The following is a 21130-nucleotide window of genomic DNA, read 5'->3' as shown; positions in this document are numbered from 1 at the left end:
GTATTCTTTCCCCATTCACTATGAAAATATAACAAAAAAGAGAAACCGCAGATACGGTTTCTCGAAAGATTGACCTCTTATAAAAATGTTTCTTCGTACATCTCGCGACCAGGAATTGGATCATTCAATGACGCCCAGTCCGTTTCGTCTGCTTGGACGAGACACGCATCGAATAGCGCTTCGAGCTTCTCTTGTTCTAGTCCGATGCCGATCAAGACGAGTTCGGTCCGTCGATCCTCATCTGATGCAAAACGACCAGCGTATTCCATGTTCGACGCATATCCTGCCTGATGGAACAGCAATGCCATCTCGGGACGTGTCGCAAGGAATAAGAATCCCTTCGCCCGGACGACTTCTTGCGGCCAGTCTTCGATCAAGGCAAGCAAACGCTCCGGATGGAACGGCACGTCGCGCTTGTAGACGAACGAGCTGATCCCATACTCTTCCGTTTCCGGAATATGTTCTTCCGCATTCAACTCACGGATCCAACCAGCACTCGCTGCCGCTTGTTCAAAATCAAATAGATCAACATCTAAGATGTCTGCCGGATCGACTTGACCATACGTCGTCTCGATCAAACGGGCAACTGGATTTAATGCCTTTAGATAACCGATGACGGTATGGCGCTCTTCCGGTGTCAGGCGATCGACTTTATTCAAGACGATGATGTCCGCGAACTCGACTTGATCGACGAGTAGATCGACGACTTCGCGCACGTCTGTTTCATCGACTGCCTGTTTCCGCTCAATCAACGATTCACCAGACTCGAAGTCCTTCAGAAAACGATATCCATCGATGACCGTGACCATCGCGTTGATTTTCGTGACTTGTGATAAGTCGATGGCACTGTCCGGATCTTCGTACGTAAAAGTCTGTGCGACCGGAATCGGTTCCGAGATACCACTCGACTCGATGACGATACCGTCAATATCGCCTCGGTCGACGAGGCGTTTGACTTCAAGTAATAAATCGTCACGTAACGTGCAGCAAATGCACCCGTTCGAAAGTGTGACGAACGACTCTTCCGTCCGCGAGAACCCGCCTTGCTCAATCAATGCCGCGTCAATGTTGACCTCACTCATGTCGTTGACGATGATCGCGAGGCGGCGCCCTTCGCGATTATGTAGTAAATGGTTCAGTAGTGTCGTTTTACCGGATCCAAGATATCCAGATAAAACGGTGATCGATATCGGTTGCATCATCATTCATCTCCTAAAACGTAATCATTACGTTTTATAGAGTAACCGACTTTTTACCTGACGTCAATCGTAATGATTTCGATTTATTTTGTTCCCTAAAAAAAGCCGATAAGCATCGACTCAAGGAGTAGACCGGTCTGACTCCAAAAAAATGACGCATCTTCTCACGCCCTTTCCTCAGGCGAGACACAAGCCAGCTTTCCTGCTTCCTTCAAGCAGGAAAGCGGGTCTTGTTTGTCTCTGACAGCGCATAATGCGCTTTTTCATGTAGGAGTGGCGTGTGACGCGTCATTTTTTGTAGATACTGGCTTTAGAGTCAGCTCCGTCAGATATTCCGAAGCACAAGAAAAAAACGTTTTTTCGCTCGGAATCTCTTCTTAGGGAACTACAAGCATGAGCGACCCTGCAACGAAGTAAAGCAGCGCGATGCTTGTCCCAGGAAAACGATTCGAGCGAAACGAAAAAGCGTAACCTTACTACTGACTTTGAATCGGTAAATCCCATGTTGTCCCGATCAAATTCGTGATCCGCTCTGCTGCCTCGTGCGAAAACCCGGCAATCGTGTAATGGTTCGTATCCGCAATCACATGATACATCCCGTTCGGTAAACTATCGGCGAACGCAGCGTGAGCCGCATTGATTTGTTCGGTCAATGCCGGGTTCAACCAACTTTCTGGCATACCACCCGCCCAGTTCGAAGCGGACAGGACGAGGACCGGCTGTGTCACGTCTTCAAGCAACGAAAGAATCAGCTGATTGTTCTCCTCGACCGATTGCCATTCGTCAAGCGTCCCTCGCCAATGCCCGGGTGCCGCAAAATGCCGCCACATCGGTAATTGATCGGCTTCCGGTAAGACACTGAACATCTTTTTGCCGAGACGATCAGGAATCATCCAAGCGATCGGTCGGACGTGACTAAGGAAATAGAGGAATCGATTCCACTCCTCTTGTGTTCGTTCGTACCAGTTCGGTAATGCCTCGTCGACATCGGGATGCGAGGGATCGAGCAAGACGATGCCGCGTGTCTCGTCTGCAAACAATCGTCCACTCGCGAGCGAGATATAGGCTCCGAGCGAGTGCCCGATGAAGATGTACGGTCCTTCGACACGAAGCATCCGTAAGACGTCCGCGAGCTCATCCGCTTGATGCGTAAAGAGTCGTTTGTTTTTGCCACGACTCGACCGACCATACCCGAGACGCGAATATTCAAAGACCCGCCCCCGTTTCAATAATTCAGTTCGTAACCAGCCCCACTGGTGTCGGTTCGACATCATCCCGTGGTCGAGGACGAATGTGACGTCCCCACTTCCTGTCAGCCGGGTATCAAAGCGACCGGCTGATGTTTCAACGATATATTCCATACACTACCCCTACTTCCATTCATTCAAATAACGAGATCTCTAGCTCGTACCCAAGGATGTTCAAGTAATCAAATAACTGGGATCGATGATGATAGAGATGCACGGCTGCTTCGATTACCCAGCCGTTCATCGAGTCGGTAACGCCTCAGTACGTCGGACGCGTCGTAAATCCGGTCGTGACTTTCTTCTGATAGATAGAAAACGCACGATTGATTCGTTCATTTAACTGATCGCGCGGGACCGGTTCCGTATAAAACGCCTGCATTGCTTCAGCCGTCGCCCCTTCTGCTAGCATCAAATCGGCTTCAAGTAACACAGCGAGATGGACAGCGACTTCACCGACGGTCCGTTTCCCGGGGATTGGTCGCGCGTCCCAATCCTGCACCTCGATTTTCTCAAATAATGCTTTCGACGTCTTTACACCAACACCGACATGGCGAATGAGGGCATGTTCCCAGTCAGTCATGCGCATTCTTCCAAGCGATTGCGCGGTGTTCGAGTTCCTTGACGAACGCATCCTTGCCGGCGATATAGGCTTCGATATCAAGCGGATATGTCGTTGCTAATTGTTCCTTTAATGCTCCGTAAGCAGCGGCTTCTTCTGGATGGGTACGTAAGTAATCCCGAAAGACGAGATGACGCATGATTTCTGGATTTCCTGCCGCATAGAGATGGATGTGATGCGTCCGTTCGTCTCCACCTTTTCGATAGTACCGACGCCCCGGCATCCCGAATTCACCCTTCGCTTCGTAACCGAGCGCTTCCATCCGTCCGTCGAACTGCTCAATTCCCTCGAGTGTATCGACGACGGGTAAGATATCGATGATCGGTTTTGCAGCGAGTCCCGGAACTGATGTACTTCCCATATGATGGATCTGCTTAAGACGTGCTCCGAACACCTCTCGTAACTGATCCGCTTCTCGTGAGTATTCACTCGCCCATTCTGATTGATACGGTAACACAATGACTTGTCGCATGGTCGTTTCCCCCTCTCAATTCAGTATGCCAGTTTTTGGGGTAAAACAAAACGACCATCCATTTTGGAGGTCGTTAATGTTAGAGAGTCGTTAATCCGTTAAATAATCATACAGTTTCGCAGGTCCACCAAGTCGAAGATCAGCGATGATATGCTGGGCATCGACGATCTTCCGAACAGGGAAGTCAGCGAGTGGTGCCATGACATGTTCGAATAACTGAAGTCGCGCCGGTCCACGGTATGCTTCTTTAATCTCAAGATCCGTGATTTGACTCCGCGTCAGTTCGGAGATGATCAACTCGCCTTGATAACCGCGATGCTGTTTGAGCATGAACTGCGGCGCACCGACAATCGATTGTGCCTCTTCGACCGCCATCGGAACATACTTGTATCCCATCGTCGCTTGGGCAACGCGGAGCGAATGATAGTCAAGCGTTCCAACGAGTACATCATTGTCGAGATAAAGCCGGGGTGAACCATACTTCTTCGGAAACGCAGCCACTTCACGACCAGAAGCGATCGCCGGCTGATTGTTGACATACATCGAGAGATAAAACTCACCGACCTCTTCTTGATACCGAACCGGAATGACTTGCCCGCACTCGAGATAACTCCCAAGACCTGTGCTATCCGGCATATTAATAATCTCAAACTTGATCTGATTACTCAGCACCTCGAGCGGTTCCGGAACGACTGCTTGTAACGCTTCGATGTCCGTCTCATAGATGATGTTCAAGTATTCCCGATTTCGAAAGAAGATATCGACCGCCGGAAAGACCGGTGCATTGATCGGCGTCGCGACGATATTTTTTACATCTTCCTGTCTCATCTGAATCCCTCCTTCATGCGTTTAACAATGCGGCAAAGCGTGCGACACTTGTTTCAAAATCTGGAACCGTCTTCGCTGCTTGCGCTTCTTCGACGATTTCTTGAATGAGTGAGTTGAATGGTGTTTTGATATCGTATGTGTTGCCATACATCGTGACGATCCCATTAATGAAACGAATTTCGGTCGGTTGCCCTTTTTGTAAGTCCTGCAACATACTCGCTTCTAAGTCACGCGACCCGTGCATCAATCGTGGTACGGTGCTCAGTTTTTCATCGATATCGTCTAGTGTTGCGTAAGCTGCCGGCTCAAACGTACTCATCGGTGCGAATGTGATGCCGTGGGCGTGACCGACTTCAACGACTTCCTGCATCGTATGAATCGCTGCCCGTAACAAGACCGGATGATCGAGAACGTCGCCATACGTACCGTTACACGCAGCGGATAATCCACTGAACGTACTATTGATGACGAGTTTTGACCATTTCGTTCCCGGTAGATTATCAGAGATCTCCGTCCCACCGATGTGATCAAGGATGCCCTTCAGTTGGACGATTCGGTCCGTTTTCTTGCCATCCAGTTCACCGATTTGCATCGCATACGTCTTAAAGTGCTCGTAATCCGATGTCAGACGTGACTCACCTGGTCCGACGTATGTCGCTCCGAACTCGACGGATCCCGCGATGATACGTTCGCGTGGAATCTGTTGTTGAATGAATTCTTCCGGTACACCGTTTTGCAAGGAGACGAGAATACCGTCTTCCTTCAAGATCGTCCGGACTTTCGCTAGGACCGGTTCATTGTAGACCTGTTTCGTCAGCAACAATACGATATCGTACATCTCCGTAATGTCATCCGGATGCATCGCCTGGACGGCTTGCGTCAAATCTGGTCCAATGACATGCGCGCCTGTTGTGTTCAGCGCTTCGATATGTGCGCGATTCGTATCAATCAAATCGACATCCTCATACTGTTGACTTAAATAAGCTCCCATGATGGTTCCTAGTGATCCTGCTCCGTAAATTCCGATTTTCATATCTATCACCTCTGGTATTTACGATATACTGGTTTTATCATAAACAGAAATATATATATTTATATATTTTAATAACCTATAGGTTATGTTGGGAGGATATCATGGAACTCTTACATTTGAATTATTTTCGTCACGTCGCGGAGGAATTGAACGTGACGCGTGCTGCCGAACGATTATTCATCAGTCAGCCTGCCCTTAGTACGACGATCAAAAAACTGGAGCGTGAATTGAACACGACGTTATTTCATCGAAAAGGCAGAACGATCAGCTTGACCGACAATGGACGACTTCTGCTGCAGTCGGTCGAAAAAATCGAACACGAGCTAACACGGGTCCAGGAACGCATGGCGCGAAATGATGCCTCTACCGAAACGCCACTTAGTCTTGCCAGTTCGCATGGTCGCTTCATCCAATTGATTCTACGAGAATTTCTCCTACCGCAGACGGCGCCCTTGTTCAATTCGGACATCCTCTCGAACCGCGACATTTTAAGCGGTCTGCTTCATCAAGAATTCCATTTCTCGATTAGCTTTATGGAACTCAAGCATCCGCTCATTACGAGCGAACCGATCGTAGAAGAGGAGATTGTCATCACCTATCCTGCTTCCTATTCAGAGAAAGAAGCGATTACGGCTCTCTATGCGGATGCAACGGAAACTGCCTTTTTGTTTCCCTCCCACAATAAGGACTACAACCGCTTCATCCAATTGAAGATGGCGGAACTAAACATCTATGCCGATACCTCGCACTATATTGATGACGTCTCACTGCAACTCGCCTTACGCCAGCAACGGTATTTCAGCTTCGTTCCCGTCTCCGTCTGTCGCGAGATGGGACTTCCCTTCATCACAGACGATGTGTTTACCATTACGTCACGACTCTACATGTCGCACGCGACGAATCAATTAACAGTCGAGCAAGCAACCATCTACGAACGCATTAAACGATTTCTGCTCTCACAACGCACATATCTAACCACATGAAAACGGATGCCTGCATATGCAGACATCCGTGTGACATATTACTTCGTGATGAAGTAGCGTGACTGATCGAGATGATCTTTCGCTGTATAGATGTTGAGTTTGTACGAGCCGTTCGTCAATGCCTTACGCATCTTCAAGACATAGTTCCCGTGCTGATCCGCCACGTCTTGAGCGATCAATTGATAACCAGTTTCTGTTTTTTGGTAGAGGCGGACGATTTGTCTTTTTTCGACTTTACCTGTCAACGTCTTTTTGCCTGACCATTTTTTGACCGGATACGTGTTCTTGATCGTGAACGACGCCTTTTTCGTGATCTTGTTCGAGATGTCTGTCGACTTGACCGTGTACGTACCTGTCGTTAGACCGTTCTTGACAGCAATCTTGAAGCCGCTTGCCGTCGTTTTCGCTTTCGCGATCTTCGTTGATCCTTTATAGAGCGTCACGTCAAGACCTTCCGTTGCTTTACCGCGGAGGACCGTTGAACCGTAGACTGCTGACTTTTTATCGATCGCTGGTGTCGCAACGACACCTGTGCCGACTGTGACGTTCGTTTCTGTCTTCATGAAGCTGAGTTCAGAGACGATCGTCAACTTGTCACGCAATTTGAGCGGACGTGTTCCGACTTCGTATTGACCCGCTTCGTTTGCTGTTGCTGTTCCAAGGACTTTTTCGCCAAGTTTGACTGTGACTTTCGCACCTGGAACGGCTTGACCAGTAACGACTTTTGCACCCGGTTTAACTGCTTTTGCCGAGACCGTGAAGTCTTTCATCGGAACGTTCATATTGAATTTAAGGAACGTACCTGTCTCACCTGGACGTGTTTCACCTGTGTTCGTGATGCCTTCATACCGCTTGACGTACGGTGCAGCTGCAACCGCTGAATCAAAGCTGACCGTCGTCGGCTTACTTGCGACGAGTGACCAGTTGTCATCGGCTTTATAATCAACCGGTTGTTTCGCTTTGATGAAGTCCGAAATGACATTACGTGTTTCGTAGGCTGATTTGTAGACGATATTCTTTCCGCCACCAAGACCTGGGAACGTCGCACTGCCTGCGCGGTAGTTGTTCGTCGCGACAAGGAATTCTTGATCGTCTGCGATCGCTTTACCTTGATACTTGATATTTTGGACGCGATTTGCGTCTTTATTGACAACGACACCGTTATAGTCAAACTTCGCTGGTTTCGTGATGTCGATTTCATACGTCAATCCATCGAGGATATCAAAGTTATAGCTACGGAATTCTTTGTTCAACAAGTTCGTTTGCTCACCGCCGACTTGGTTGAACTGACCAGCTGACATTTCGAGCCAGTCTTTGACGTCAGCACCGGTTACTTTGACGACTTCGAGTGTATTCGGATAAACATAGAGATCGGCGACGTTCTTGAGTGCGATTGGTCCTTTTTTGATCAACGTGTAATCGGATGCGTTGACTTGGTTACGACCACCTGTCTTGAATGGTGCACCAGCAGACAACAACGGGAGATCTTTATATTTCGCAAGATCGGCATTTTCTTTGAGTTGTTTCTCGACATACCATTTCTGAGCGTTCGTTACGAACTGAACTGAATCATCGTCTTGCGCGAGAGCGAAGAAGCTCTGGATATCATCATTGATCGTCCCGACTTCTTGACGAATGTAAGCGAGCGTTCCTTCATGTGCTTTTTCGATCAATTTGACAGCACCGGCATCTGCTGTCGTGTCTTTCGTCACGTCCGCTAGTTTCGCACCTGACGTATCAACGACCCATTTCCCGTCGACTTGCTTCAACTCAAGATCGATGACACCGACGTTTTTCCCTTGTGTGTTTGCCATGACGACCGGCTTGCCATTGATCAGACCGTTCGTTGCATCAACGTTCGGCAGTTTGTTGAACGCTGAATCGGCTGCTGGGAACTTCCCGTGCTGATGACCTGTCATCAAGACATCGATGTCTGCGACTTTCGTCAACGCGTAGCCGACGTTCTCATCGCCATCTTTTTGATCCGTAGTATCCCCGATACCTGTGTGTGCGAGTGCAACGACGACGTCTGCGCCAGCATCTTTTAATTTTTTCGCTGTTGCTTTAGCAGTCGGGATGATATCTTCAGCCGTGACTTTCCCCGTCAGGTTCCCCGCATCCCATGCCATGATTTGTGGCGTGACGACTCCGAACACACCCACCTTGACTGTTTTCATGTCACCGTTCTGGTCCTTGACTTGACGTTCGATGATTTGATAGTCTTTTCCATCTTTGTTGTAGTCCGCGACGATTGGCTTTTTCGTGACTGCATCCAATACGTTCGAGTTGACGAACTTGATTGAACCGCTCGAAGCACTCATCGCTGACTTAAGGAAATCAAGACCGAAGTTGAATTCATGGTTTCCGAGCGTGACCGCATCATAACCGAGGTATTCCATCAATTCGTACATCGGATGTTTGCCTTTGTTTCCTTTGTCGTACTGGTTCTTGACGTAATCACCGAATGGCGTTCCTTGAAGTGTATCTCCGTTATCGAACAAGAAGCTATTCGTAACGCCCACTTCAGCTTGTTGCTTTTTGATGACTGTAGCCGCTTTGACGAGACCAATCGTTTCGTCCTGCGCATCCTTGAAGTAATCGTAGTTCATTGAGTTCGTATGTAAATCCGTTGTTTCTAAGAAGCGTAACTTGACGACACTGTTGTCGGCAGCAAGTGTCTTGACTTGAACGACTGGTACGAGCATCGGTGCGATCAATGTCGACGCGATGACGAGTTTCGTTGCTTTTTTCATATGGATTTTCCCCCCAGGATGTTTTGACTGCTTCATTAATTTAGCATGGTTCGATTATAGCTAATAGTCCTTTCAAATAGGTCGGACATCCGTCTTATTTAACCTACTTAACTAATTCCAAATACTGGCTTAACATTGTTGATTTTCCCTTTACAAACCAAGTTTACATGGTAAAAAAAGGAGATGATGCAAATGAGATAAACCACGTAAAAAAACGATACATTTCAGGTCATGAACCTGAAAACGTATCGTTTATGCTTGATGTAGAACGTAACTGTTCCTTCTCGACTCCTACAGGAAAAAAAGCATGGTTTTCGCTTAAGTCAGGGCCTGGTAAGACCCGGTCGTAGTTTAGGATACGCGACTTACCTCTCGTCTGTGGAAAGCGAGGATGACAGTAACGTTCGTCGTCCCCATTCAGGGTATCTCTCCTAGTGGAGGAGCTTCATCACTCCACGTCCCTTACACCGTTTTCTCTGGTTTCCGTCGGACGACATAACCAAGAATTCCACCAAGCAACGCAAGTCCTGCGGCGTATAGTACCGTCCAGCCTGCCGTCTGTTGAGCGAACTCGAATAAGACGTCACTGCGCCATTTCATCGCGAACTGAACGTATGAAGCTTGACTGACGATGAAGCTGATGACACCAATAGCGATCGCAAAGACGAACGGATCGATAATCGACTTGAAGCTTCGGATACTACAGACGAAGTAGATCGCGAACGTTACGAGCAACAGCACCCAGTAAGCACTCTCACTGGAGACATTCGGTGGCGTCGCTCCTGCCGATTCCGCATCAATCGCTTGGATCGTCTGCCGCGCGACGCCGTAATCAACAGGGTCGAGCTTCAATTGTGTTGCTGACAAATCCGGACGTTCTCCACCGAGTAACGTCAACAATTGTTCTGTCACCCGGTCCGTGTCGATTCCATCGACGACTTTTTGGATCGAGTCATTGAGCTGATCCGTTGAGGTCTCCCCGTTCAACATTGAGACCGGGATTTCCGCATTCGCTCCAAGGACGTCTGCTTGATACAAGACCTGACCGCCGTGGATCCAGTCGTACATCCCGCCACTTCCGGCGTTCAGACTCGCGACGGTGAGTGCCGTCCGTAGTGAGGAATCGCCGTCATATTCCGCTTCGTCCTGTACCGTAAAGACGAGTTGAAGTGTACTTGCGAGCATTAAAATCAGCAAGCTGGCACGACCGGCAGCTGTCAAACCGGATAACTTTTGCGGGAAGAACGCCATCCAACCAAGCAAACTGACGACGAGAAGCGGTAAGATGCCACTCATCGCATAGCCGTCTTGTAACGAGAGGAATGGCACGTCGTTTCCGCGTCCGGCAAGGACGAACCAGATGATCCCGACGGTTAAGAAGAAACTAACCGATCGAATCGTCCACCCAAGACGACTTGCCTTAATCCGTAATACTAAAAATAACAGGACGATTAAACCGATGCCAAAGACAGAATAAAGTAACGTGCCGTAAGAGACATCGAACGTAAGTGGTGCGAGGACCTGTTTTAAGTCGATCCCAAACAACGATAAGACATCACCAGCAGAACTCGCGTCGAGTACCTGATTGATGATCCCTTCCCGGACCGCACTCGGCATCGTGATCGACAGCCCACCGACGAACAGTAGCATCAATGATACCGTGATGTCTGCATCTTTCCAGGAGACATCCGCCTGTTGCATCTGCGTCACGAGATCCTGATAGTCTGAGGATGAAGTGATTTGTGAAGTCAAAAATGCCATCACGCCATAGATGACACCGAAAAAGATGAGACCGATAAGGACGCCAAACAGGACATCCCAGACGGAAAACCGTCGTTGTTTCCTTTCTTGCCTTGACTCCATCCCATTTCCTCCTTTTTATGTCTGATGTTTGAATATTCCTGCTACAGCGAAACCAAAAACATCAAATTCATTCAACAGCCATTATATCCCACCTTTTCTCTGACTGTCTCCACTGATTTCCAAAATAAAAACCGGCTTCTCACAGTGAGAAGCCGGTTGAACGATCAGGTGCCATGGTATTTTTTCTCTATTAGATGCCTTCGTATGCTTGTTCCATGATCGTCCGTAACTCAGCGACAAGCGGCATCTTCGGATTCGCCGTCGTACATTGATCCTCGAAGGCATCGACTGCCATCTTATCGAGTTTTGCCTCGAAGTCTGCTTTTTGAATGCCTTGCGCCTTGAATGACATTTTGATGTTGAGACGTTGTCCAAGATCAGCAACGGCTTGGATGAGGGATTCGACCCCTTCTTCCGTCGTTGCTGCCGGAAGACCGAGGTAGCGTGCGATGTCGGCATACCGCTCATCCGCAACGAATGATTCGTATTTCGGGAATGCTGCTAGTTTCGTTGGACGTGACGCGTTATAGCGAATGACGTGTGGCATCAGGATCGCGTTCGTCCGTCCGTGTGGCGTGTGGAATTCGCCACCGATTTTGTGTGCGATCGAGTGGTTGATGCCGAGGAAGGCGTTCGCGAATGCCATCCCTGCCATCGTTGACGCATTATGCACTTTTTCGCGTGCTTCGGCGTCTGATCCGTTAGCATATGCTCGTGGCAAGTAGTCGAAGATCATCTTGATTGCTTTGAGTGCCAGTCCATCCGTGTAGTCGTTCGCAAGCACCGAGACGTATGCTTCTGTCGCATGCGTCAAGACATCCATTCCGGTATCAGCAGTGATTGAAGCTGGGACGGTCATGACGAATTCTGGATCAACGATTGCGACGTCTGGCGTCAATGCATAGTCAGCAATCGGGTATTTGACGTTTTTCTCTTTATCCGTGATGACGGTGAACGGTGTCACTTCTGAACCCGTACCAGAAGTCGTCGGAATCGCGACGAACTTCGCTTGACGACCAAGTGTCGGGAATTGATACGCCCGTTTGCGGATATCAAGGAATTTTTGACGTAAGTTCGAGAACGTTTCGTTCGGTTGTTCGTAGAAGAGCCACATTCCTTTTGCAGCATCCATCGCTGAACCACCACCGAGAGCGATGATCAAGTCAGGTTTGAAGTCACGCATCGCTTGGGCACCCGTCTGAACAGTCGTCACCGATGGATCTGGTTCAACCTGGTCAAAGATTCGGTAACTGACGGACTGTGGCAAGTTTTGAATTACTTTATCGGCATACCCGAACTGTACCATCGTTGGATCCGTCACGATCATAACTCGTGAGACGTCTGTCATCGACCGCAAGTACTGAACAGAGTTCTTTTCGAAGTAGATTTTTTCAGGGACCTTGAACCATTGCATGTTCACGCGTCGTCTCGCCACCTTTTTGACGTTGAGTAAGTGTTTCGCTGTCACGTTTTCAGAAACAGAGTTTTTCCCGTATGATCCGCAACCGAGTGTCAGAGATGGTGTCAACTCGTTGTACAGATCACCAATTCCGCCATGAGCAGATGGGCTGTTGACGAGGATCCGGCAGGCTTTCATGCGGAGTCCGAACGCTGTCATCAAGTCATCGTTCGTCGTATGAATGACAGCTGTATGACCGAGACCACCGATTTCAAGCATTTGTTCAGCAATCGTGAACGCTTCTTCGGTCGAAGCCACGCGATACGCACCGAGGACGGGACTGAGTTTTTCATGAGACAATGGTTCTGCCGCTCCGACGTGCTCGAGTTCTGCGACGAGCATGACCGTCGTTTCCGGAACATCGATGCCGGCTTTTTCTGCGATCCATGTCGCAGGTTTCCCGACGATGTCCGCGTTGACGGCACACGTATCGGTTTTGATGACGAGTGATTCAAGGCGTTGTTTTTCTTCCGGTGTACAGAAGTAACAACCGAGTGCTTCCATTTCCGCACGAACCGTCGCATAAATCTCTTGGTCGACGATGACGGCTTGCTCAGACGCACAAATCATCCCGTTATCAAACGTTTTTGAGAGAACCAGATCGCTGACTGCCCGTTTGACTTTCGCAGACTGTTCGATGTAACACGGAACATTCCCTGGTCCAACACCGAGTGCCGGTTTACCTGTTGAATACGCTGATTTGACCATTCCTGCTCCACCTGTCGCAAGGACCATGGCGATTTTTTCATGGTTCATCAAGACTTTCGTTGCTTCAAGTGATGGTTCTTCCACCCATTGAATACAGTCTTTCGGTGCCCCAGCTTTGATGGCTGCGTCACGGAGTGTTTTCGCTGCTTCGACGGAACACCGTTGTGCCGATGGGTGGAACGCGAAGACGATCGGGTTGCGTGTCTTGATTGCAATCAATGCTTTGAACATCGTCGTTGATGTCGGGTTCGTGACCGGTGTGACACCACAGACGACACCAACCGGTTCAGCGATATAGGTGATGCCGTTTTGGACATCCTCTTCTAAAATCCCGACTGTTTTTTCATGACGTAGACTGTTGTAGATGTATTCTGTCGCAAACATATTTTTAATCATCTTATCTTCAAAGACACCGCGTCCCGTCTCTTCTGCTGCGAGACGAGCGAGTTCGACGTGTCGTTCGAGTCCAGCAAGTGCCATATCCCGGACGATCGTGTCGATTTTTTCTTGATCGAATGTCAGTAATTCTTGTAATGCACGTTGCCCTTTTTCAACGATTTGTCCAACTGCTTGTTCGACCGGCGTTGCCGTCGATTTTGTTTTTTCTTTCACAGCCATGAGTGGTTTCCTCCCTGTCGTGGAACGAATCTGAGTTTGATTTGCCAACCATTATGTCAGGAATGCCAAGCTGTTTTTCAATAGTTTGTGCTTTCCTTCACAAATCAATCATAACCCCTTTTTCCTGTTTTGTGCATGACCATCCTGTGAATTCCCTCACACCTTTGATAGCGTTTACAACTGTTGTAAAATCCTCTTTTTTATCGTTTTGCTTCATGTACATGGATGTGTGCGATTTGTCACACCTCGCATTTTCGTGACTTGATAGCCGTTTCATCATCTTGTATTCTGATATGGGGTACATATTAAGAGCTACCACTAAAGGAGGACACTTGAATGTCAGTTGTACAGGAAATGCTAGCCTTCAACGAGCGATTCGTCGCCGAAAAACAGTATGAGCAGTTCGTCTCGGATAAGTTCCCAGACAAAAAGGTCGTCATCCTGACGTGTATGGATGCCCGCTTGACGGAACTCCTCCCACACGCACTTGGTCTTAAGAACGGGGATGCGAAGATCATCAAAAATGCCGGTGCTATCCTATCGCACCCATTTGGTTCCGTCATGCGCTCGATTCTCGTCGCGTTGTATGCTCTTGGTGCTGAAGAAGTCGTCGTCATCGGTCACCACGACTGCGGCATGAGCACGATTGATCCAAAACACATGATCAGTGAAATGAAGGATCGGGGCATCGACCAACAGATTCTTCACACGCTCGAAGTATCTGGTGTTGATTTGAATCAATGGTTGCGTGGTTTCACGTCAGTTCAAGAAAGCGTCGCTCACTCGGTCAGCCTCGTGAAGAACCACCCATTACTACCACCTGGGACGAACGTCCACGGACTCGTCATCGATCCAGGAACTGGTAAACTTGACGTCGTCGATTGCTGATCACTCTCTATAGAAGAAACGCAAATAGATTCGGATATTCTACTCCGTCTTAATTTAAAAATAACGTGCCATATTTTCTCGTAACGGAGAAGGATGGCACGTTTTTCGTATGAGTCATTTTCAGTGATCAAAACGCTTCTCACTTCATGCTTCGGGGTATAACAGAATGTAACTTCTTGTGGAGAGCTAAAAAGCGTATCATTCATCTTTCGATTACGAGGTCAGACTTTTACTCTTGACAGCATTCCAACATGGCTGTAAGATACTTTAGTATAGTACAGTGATAACAAAAGAAAGTGTGGTTTTACTGAATGATAAACGCCGTATTGTTTGCCGTCTTTTTACTATTTATTTTAGCGATCTTCCGCGTCCACATCGTGCTCGCGATGGTCATCAGTTCGTTTGCTGGTGGTCTCGTCGGTGGTCTTGACCTGACTGCGACGACAAAAGCATTCTCCGGTGGTCTTGGTGACGGAGCAGAAATTGCCCTTAGCTACGCGATGCTCGGTGCATTTGCCGTCGCCCTCTCGAAAACAGGTTTACCGGATGCACTTGCGCACTCTTTGATTGCGCGTTCGCGTGGTAACGCAAGTGCCGCATCCGTCAAAAAATTAAAAGGATTCATCTTGTTCGCGATTCTCTTGCTTGCGATCAGTTCACAAAACGTGTTGCCGATCCACATCGCATTCATTCCAATCATCATTCCGCCGTTGCTTGGTCTCTTTTCTCAGCTTAAGATCGATCGACGCCGGATAGCAATCATCATGACGTTCGGTCTTGTGACACCGTACATGTTCTTACCGGTTGGATTCGGAGACATTTACCTCAATCAGATTTTGCTGAAGAACCTGAAGGCAAATGGTCTCGATACTGCTGGAGCTTCCGTCATCGAAGCGATGGCGATTCCAGCACTCGGAATGGTCGTTGGTCTCTTGATCGGTTTGTACACCTACCGGAAAGAGCGGACGTATGAGATTCGCGACATCGCTCCAGACGATTATGAAATTCCGGTCATCACGAAAACAAAGCTTGTCTTAAGTGGTGTTGTCGTCATCGCGACCTTGATCGTACAACTACAGACCGGATCAATGATTCTCGCTGCGACGACGGGGTTGATCCTCTTCTTGTTGCTTCGTCTTGTTCGCTTCAGTGAAGCAGATGACGTCATTACACGCGGTATGCGCATGATGTCATTCATCGGTTTCGTCATGATTTCAGCGAACGGATTCTCAAACGTCTTGCGTAAGACGGGCGATATCGAGCCTCTCGTCGAGAACTCGAAAGCGTTGATGGGCGATTCGCAACTCGTTGCCGCCTTCGTCATGCTCTTGATTGGTCTTCTCGTCACGATGGGTATCGGCTCCAGTTTCTCGACGGTTCCGATCATCGCTGCCATCTTCGTTCCACTTTGTATCCAGTACGGATTCAGCTTAGAAGCGACGATTGCCATCATCGGTACATCCGGTGCTCTCGGTGACGCGGGTAGCCCGGCGTCTGACTCGACACTCGGACCAACGAGTGGTTTGAATGCTGATGGTCAGCACGATCACATGCGAGAAACGGTCATTCCGACGTTCCTGCACTACAATATTCCATTACTCATCTTCGGTACGATCGCTGCGGTCGTATTATAAAAACAAGACGGATTCGCTGTCATCGCGGATCCGTCTTTTAAATTGTCTCCGTTTTTTTCCTTTTCATTTCGTCCTCGGTTCTCTAAAATAAAGGAATGAACTGATACAAAGGAGTTGTCTAACGTGTTATCTCAAGTCGTCAACCAGATTTTGCTTTCGCTTGCCGATCTCGGATATTTCGGCATCGCCCTCGGGTTGATGATTGAAATCATACCGAGTGAAATCGTCCTCTCTTACGGAGGATTCATGATTTCCCAAGGAACGATCGGCTGGCCGCTCGCTATCGTCGCTGCCGTCATCGGTGGATTATTCTCGCAATTATTCTTATATTGGTTCGCTCGCTACGGCGGTCGTCCCCTTATCCTGAAATACGGGAAGTATGTTTTGATTTCAGAACATCATCTCGATCTAGCCGAGCGTTGGTTCTTAAAGTACGGACAAGGCGTCATCTTTGGAGCCCGTTTCATCCCGGTCGTCCGTCATGCCATCTCGATTCCGGCAGGTCTTGCCAAGATGGATCAAACGAAGTTTTCTCTTTATACGGTGCTTGCGATCATTCCGTGGTCGATCTTGTTCCTGTATCTTGGTGAAACGCTCGGAACGAACTGGCGCTCGATCAAGGAAGTGGCTGCACCGTACACGAACGGTGTCCTAATCGCTGCCGTCGTCTTGATCATCTTCTATGTCATCTACAAACGCCGTCAACGAACGGTTTGAACAACTAGCAGTCTGTCTGACGACGGACTGTTTTTTTAAACAAACAGGAGGTCCTGCCATGCTCACATCCCCGCTTGCCCATTTTCCACTCCGTCGTTTGACTGCATCCTACCGGTCGGGTCATCCTGTCGCGACTGGGATCACCGTCGACGGACATATTTTAATCGTCGAAGAAACCCTCGACGAAGCACGCAATGAACACGTCCTTTCCATTCATCAATTGAAGGATGATTGGCGTAAGACGACGATCGTTAAAAAAAGCGAAATTGATTTTTCGCTCGTCGATCGATTTCCGGATGGACGTTTGTTACTCGTCGCTTCCCGTTGCGATGATGACGTAGACGGAACGTGGTTGCCGAATGCCTTTATTTATGATGTTCAGGGAAATCTAGTCAATCAATTTTGTTTAGATGATGGGATTCAAAACATGCAAATCGATGAACGAGGGTGGATTTGGGTCAGTTATTTTGACGAAGGTGTCTATGCTGACGCCGTAACCAGTTCAAATGGTGCCTTTGGTCTCGTCGCTTTTGACGATACGGGCGAAGTAAAATATAAAAACCGTCAATACCCGATTGATGATTGTTACGCCTTAAACGTCTGTTCATCAAAAGAAATCTGGTTCTTCTACTACTCTGATTACCGTTTCATTCGTATCGATCAAGAGGAAGATCTCGTCTGTGAGGCACCTACGATCGCCTTTTCTCAGTTCGCTCGGTACGACGATTTTCTGCTTGCCGCAAATTCTGATGAATCACATTTACTCGAACGGAAAGGTACGCTCTTTGAAAGTGTTCGTTCGATTCGATTCATGACAGAACAGGGAAATACCCTGTCAGGTGACCTTACAATGCGTAATGACTTGATCGTACTAGCGACCTCGGAACACCTATATTTCGGGAGACTCGGTCAGCGACTTGTCTCTCTCTTAGCAGGCAAATGAAAGCCATTACACAGTTGTTTCATAATCTTTTTACTTTTGAAAACCTTTAGCCCAAATTTTCAAAAAGACTAGCGAGTTCTATCTGAGGATAGTATACTCAGCGTTATAGTTATTCGGACAAATTGTCTGAACATTATGACGTCACAGAATTTTTTTGGGGGAAATGATGAGTTCGAATTTGAAACGAGATTTAACAGCACGACAGGTACAAATGATTGCACTCGGAGGAACGATCGGGGTCGGTCTTTTCCTTGGAGCATCGAGTACGATTGCTTGGACGGGACCATCCGTCTTACTCGCGTACATGCTAGCAGGAGTCTTTATCTTTTTCATCATGCGGGCACTTGGTGAGATGGTCTACACCCATCCTCACAGTGGTTCGTACGCAAAGTTCGCAAACGACTATATCCATCCAGCAGCTGGTTTCTTGACAGCAAGCAGTAATATCTTCAACTGGGTCGTCGTCGGGATGAGTGAAGTCATCGCTGTCGGGACATACTTGCGCTTTTGGTGGCCGGAGCTACCGACTTGGATTCCAGGCGTCGTCGTCATCATTCTCTTGACGCTCGCGAACCTTGCTTCCGTCAAGATGTTCGGTGAGCTCGAATTTTGGTTCGCCTCAATCAAGGTAATAACGATTCTTCTGATGATCGTCGCCGGATTCGGCATCATCTTCTTTGGTCTAGGGAATGACGGAAACCCGGTCGGCTTCTCGAATCTTTGGGCGAACGGTGGCTTCTTCACGAATGGTTTCACCGGCTTCTTCTTTGCGCTCTCGATCGTCTTCGCCTCTTACATCGGTGTCGAGTTGATCGGCGTGACAGCTGGAGAAACGAAAGATCCAGAGAAGAATATCACGAAGGCAATCAATGGTGTCGTCTGGCGCATTTTGATTTTCTACGTCGGATCGATCTTCATCATCGTCACGGTGTATCCGTGGAATGAGTTATCGGATCTCGGCAGTCCGTTCGTTGCGACATTCGCCAAGGTTGGTGTCACGATTGCTGCCGGGATCATCAACTTCGTCGTCATCACGGCCGCTTTATCCGGTTGTAACTCCGGGATCTTCAGCGCAAGCCGGATGATTTATGCATTGGCTGAAAAAGGACAAGTGCCGTCCTTCTTCTTAAAGGTCAACAAACGCGGCATTCCACTCTACACGGTCTTCGCGATTTCAATCGGGATTTTCTTCGGTGTCATTCTCGATATCACCTTGCCACTCGTTCTCGGGAAGGATACGAACATCTTCGTGTATGTCTACAGTGCTTCGGTACTACCAGGGATGGTGCCGTGGTTTGCGATTTTAATCAGTCATATTCGGTATCGTAAACTTGAAAGTGAACGGACAGCCTCACATCCGTTCAAGATGCCCGGTGCGCCGGTGACGAACTATCTGTCGATCGTTGCGCTGGTGACAGTGCTCGTCGGGATGTTGTTCAACGATGAGACACGCGTCTCGATCTTAATTGGAGTCGCTTTCTTGATCTTAAGTACGGTCTATTACATCGTAAAAGTACCGAAAATCGAAAAATAAACGTCTGTCTCTCCTCTCATGACCGCATGAGAGGAGTTTTTTGATGGAGATGATTTTCTATATTGACATTGAATAATATTCATGATAGATATTTTTCGCGAACGCTTAAACCCTTAAGACGTCGTAACATTCTTGATTTCAATGCGTAAAGCCGTATTTCATCTACTATTTTTCTAATAAATAGATAAATTTTCAGAATAAATAGTCTTTTTATTCTAAGTGCATTTTCATGTTTCGAGTTCGTTTGAGCGGGAATATTTTCACCATACACATAATATTTCATGTGTAGAACAATCACGTTAAAACAATTTAACGGCAGAAAGGAGAGATGTAATATGAACGGATTCAATCGTTTCCTACTCGTCCTGATCGGCATTCTCGGTTTAGTCAGCGTCGGTCTTCTTGTACTTGGCGTCTATGATGTTCCACGACTCAGTCCTTTGATTGAACAGTGGCAAGATCAACAATGGTATAGCTACACGATTTTATCACTTGGTGGCTTCCTAGCATTCGTATTTGTCATTCTATTATTCACTGGACTACTCAGTCGTTCAAAAGGACAACGTCTCCTGATTCAAACGGGTGACGGGAATATCACGATCTCTAAGCAAACGATTGAACGAACGGCACTCGAGTCGATTCGCGGTATCAACGGCGTACGTTCGCCACGCGTCAACGCAGACATTCACTCGAAAAAAGAAACCGTCGCGCTTGAAGTTGATTGTTCCGTCTTCGGTCAAGAAGGCTTGCCGACAATCGGAAAAGACATTCAAGAACGCGCCAAGAATGCGGTCGAATCATTGCTCGAACTACCTGTCACAAAAACACGCGTCCGGATTAGTGACACGAAGACGAAAACGTCTGAACGCGTCGTCTAAGATACGAGAGGAGGAAGATCATGAAAACGAGCGAAGCACTTCGTCCGTATCGCTACCGTCTACTCGGCGGGCTAGTCGGACTGATCCTCGCCACCTTGTTCTTGACGATCGGTTTTGGACCGACGTTGTTGATCATCGTATTCGCAACAATCGGTTACTTGATTGGTCAGTGGCGGGATAATGCGCTAGATGTCGAGGGATGGATTCAATTCTTTCAACGGGATTGAGCATACAGAGAATAAAAAATCATTCAACTTACACTAAAAGGAGAGATTTCTCATGGCTAACGAAATCAACACTAAACAAAACGAAAACGAAGTAGTGCGCGAAAACAAACTCACATTCGAAGATCAAGTCATTAAAAAAATCGCCGGTATCGCATCAAATGATGTCAAAGGCATCCTCTCAATGAGTGGTGGCTTCATGAGTGGATTGACAGATCGTTTCCGGAGCACGGAAGATATCACAAAAGGCATCGACGCGGAAGTCGGCGAACGACAAGTCGCACTCGACTTAAAAGTCATCGTCGAGTACGGCAAAAACATCCCGTCCATCTTCCAAGACGCTGTAACGAAAATCAAAAAATCAGTCCATGATATGACAGGACTCGATGTCGTCGAAATCAACATGCATGTCGAAGATGTCATGACACGTTCAGAGTTCGACGCAAAAAGCAAATCGTCGAAAGAAGAGCAAGAAAAACGCGAAATCAAGTAATCACAAGCAAACTAAAAGCTGGAAACGGGAAAATCCG

18 protein-coding genes are annotated in these 21130 nt (G+C 47.9%); 9 read left to right on the top strand and 9 right to left on the bottom strand.

Annotated elements, in window-relative coordinates; all coding sequences use genetic code 11:
• Window positions 1–77: 77 nt before the first annotated feature.
• From U719_RS06285 to U719_RS06260, 6 genes are all read right to left on the bottom strand, one after another.
• A complete protein-coding gene (locus U719_RS06285) occupies window positions 78–1199 on the bottom strand; it encodes a GTP-binding protein (protein WP_041255367.1) in 1122 nt (373 codons plus the stop codon).
• A gap of 476 nt (window positions 1200–1675) precedes the next feature.
• Window positions 1676–2560, bottom strand: a complete 885-nt coding sequence (locus U719_RS06280; protein WP_023467905.1) for an alpha/beta fold hydrolase — start codon at window positions 2558–2560, stop codon at window positions 1676–1678.
• A 145-nt stretch (window positions 2561–2705) separates the two neighbouring features.
• Complete coding sequence (locus U719_RS06275; RefSeq protein ID WP_235147639.1) at window positions 2706–3026, bottom strand: DinB family protein; 321 nt, start codon at window positions 3024–3026, stop codon at window positions 2706–2708.
• Entirely contained in the window at window positions 3019–3537 is a 519-nt protein-coding gene (locus U719_RS06270; protein ID WP_023467904.1) for a GrpB family protein, read from the bottom strand. The genes U719_RS06275 and U719_RS06270 overlap by 8 nt, the downstream gene beginning before the upstream one ends.
• Before the next feature lie 90 nt (window positions 3538–3627).
• Window positions 3628–4365, bottom strand: coding sequence for an acetoacetate decarboxylase (locus tag U719_RS06265; RefSeq protein ID WP_023467903.1), 738 nt, complete (start codon window positions 4363–4365; stop codon window positions 3628–3630).
• 13 nt (window positions 4366–4378) lie between these two features.
• Window positions 4379–5398: a ketopantoate reductase family protein gene (locus tag U719_RS06260; protein ID WP_023467902.1), complete on the bottom strand. Its 1020-nt coding sequence runs from the start codon at window positions 5396–5398 to the stop codon at window positions 4379–4381.
• Between the two features lie 101 nt (window positions 5399–5499).
• Here U719_RS06260 and U719_RS06255 point away from each other — a divergent pair, with 101 nt between their 5' ends.
• Window positions 5500–6381 (top strand): LysR family transcriptional regulator, encoded by an 882-nt coding sequence (locus tag U719_RS06255; RefSeq protein ID WP_023467901.1) that lies wholly within the window; start codon window positions 5500–5502, stop codon window positions 6379–6381.
• Window positions 6382–6419: 38 nt separating this feature from the next.
• Here the strand turns inward: U719_RS06255 and U719_RS06250 are convergent, their stop codons facing one another.
• From U719_RS06250 to adhE, 3 genes are all read right to left on the bottom strand, one after another.
• Window positions 6420–9134, bottom strand: coding sequence for a bifunctional 2',3'-cyclic-nucleotide 2'-phosphodiesterase/3'-nucleotidase (locus U719_RS06250; protein WP_023467900.1), 2715 nt, complete (start codon window positions 9132–9134; stop codon window positions 6420–6422).
• A 462-nt stretch (window positions 9135–9596) separates the two neighbouring features.
• Window positions 9597–10997: a hypothetical protein gene (locus tag U719_RS06245; protein WP_023467899.1), complete on the bottom strand. Its 1401-nt coding sequence runs from the start codon at window positions 10995–10997 to the stop codon at window positions 9597–9599.
• Between the two features lie 190 nt (window positions 10998–11187).
• Window positions 11188–13782, bottom strand: a complete 2595-nt coding sequence (gene adhE / locus U719_RS06240) for a bifunctional acetaldehyde-CoA/alcohol dehydrogenase (protein WP_023467898.1) — start codon at window positions 13780–13782, stop codon at window positions 11188–11190.
• 336 nt (window positions 13783–14118) lie between these two features.
• On the opposite strand from adhE, the gene U719_RS06230 reads away from it, so the two are divergent.
• The 8 genes from U719_RS06230 (at window position 14119) to U719_RS06195 (ending at window position 21093) form a co-directional block, all read left to right on the top strand.
• Window positions 14119–14670: a carbonic anhydrase gene (locus tag U719_RS06230; RefSeq protein ID WP_023467896.1), complete on the top strand. Its 552-nt coding sequence runs from the start codon at window positions 14119–14121 to the stop codon at window positions 14668–14670.
• 314 nt (window positions 14671–14984) lie between these two features.
• Complete coding sequence (locus U719_RS06225) at window positions 14985–16304, top strand: Na+/H+ antiporter family protein (protein ID WP_035398635.1); 1320 nt, start codon at window positions 14985–14987, stop codon at window positions 16302–16304.
• Window positions 16305–16427: 123 nt separating this feature from the next.
• On the top strand, window positions 16428–17021 hold the full coding sequence (locus U719_RS06220; protein WP_023467894.1) for a DedA family protein: 594 nt from the start codon (window positions 16428–16430) through the stop codon (window positions 17019–17021).
• Between the two features lie 58 nt (window positions 17022–17079).
• A complete protein-coding gene (locus tag U719_RS16415) occupies window positions 17080–17964 on the top strand; it encodes a hypothetical protein (protein WP_023467893.1) in 885 nt (294 codons plus the stop codon).
• Between the two features lie 163 nt (window positions 17965–18127).
• On the top strand, window positions 18128–19498 hold the full coding sequence (locus U719_RS06210) for an amino acid permease (protein ID WP_041255059.1): 1371 nt from the start codon (window positions 18128–18130) through the stop codon (window positions 19496–19498).
• 335 nt (window positions 19499–19833) lie between these two features.
• Window positions 19834–20376, top strand: coding sequence for an alkaline shock response membrane anchor protein AmaP (gene amaP / locus U719_RS06205; RefSeq protein WP_023467891.1), 543 nt, complete (start codon window positions 19834–19836; stop codon window positions 20374–20376).
• Window positions 20377–20396: 20 nt separating this feature from the next.
• A complete protein-coding gene (locus U719_RS06200) occupies window positions 20397–20603 on the top strand; it encodes a DUF2273 domain-containing protein (RefSeq protein WP_023467890.1) in 207 nt (68 codons plus the stop codon).
• Window positions 20604–20655: 52 nt separating this feature from the next.
• Window positions 20656–21093 carry an Asp23/Gls24 family envelope stress response protein gene (locus U719_RS06195; RefSeq protein WP_023467889.1) on the top strand — a complete coding sequence of 146 codons (438 nt, stop codon included), beginning with the start codon at window positions 20656–20658 and terminating at the stop codon, window positions 21091–21093.
• The last annotated feature ends 37 nt before the right edge of the window (window positions 21094–21130 follow it).

Source organism: Exiguobacterium sp. MH3, from assembly GCF_000496635.1.
Classification (GTDB): Bacteria; Bacillota; Bacilli; order Exiguobacteriales; family Exiguobacteriaceae; genus Exiguobacterium_A; species Exiguobacterium_A indicum.
This window is presented reverse-complemented; position numbering and strand designations above follow the sequence as displayed.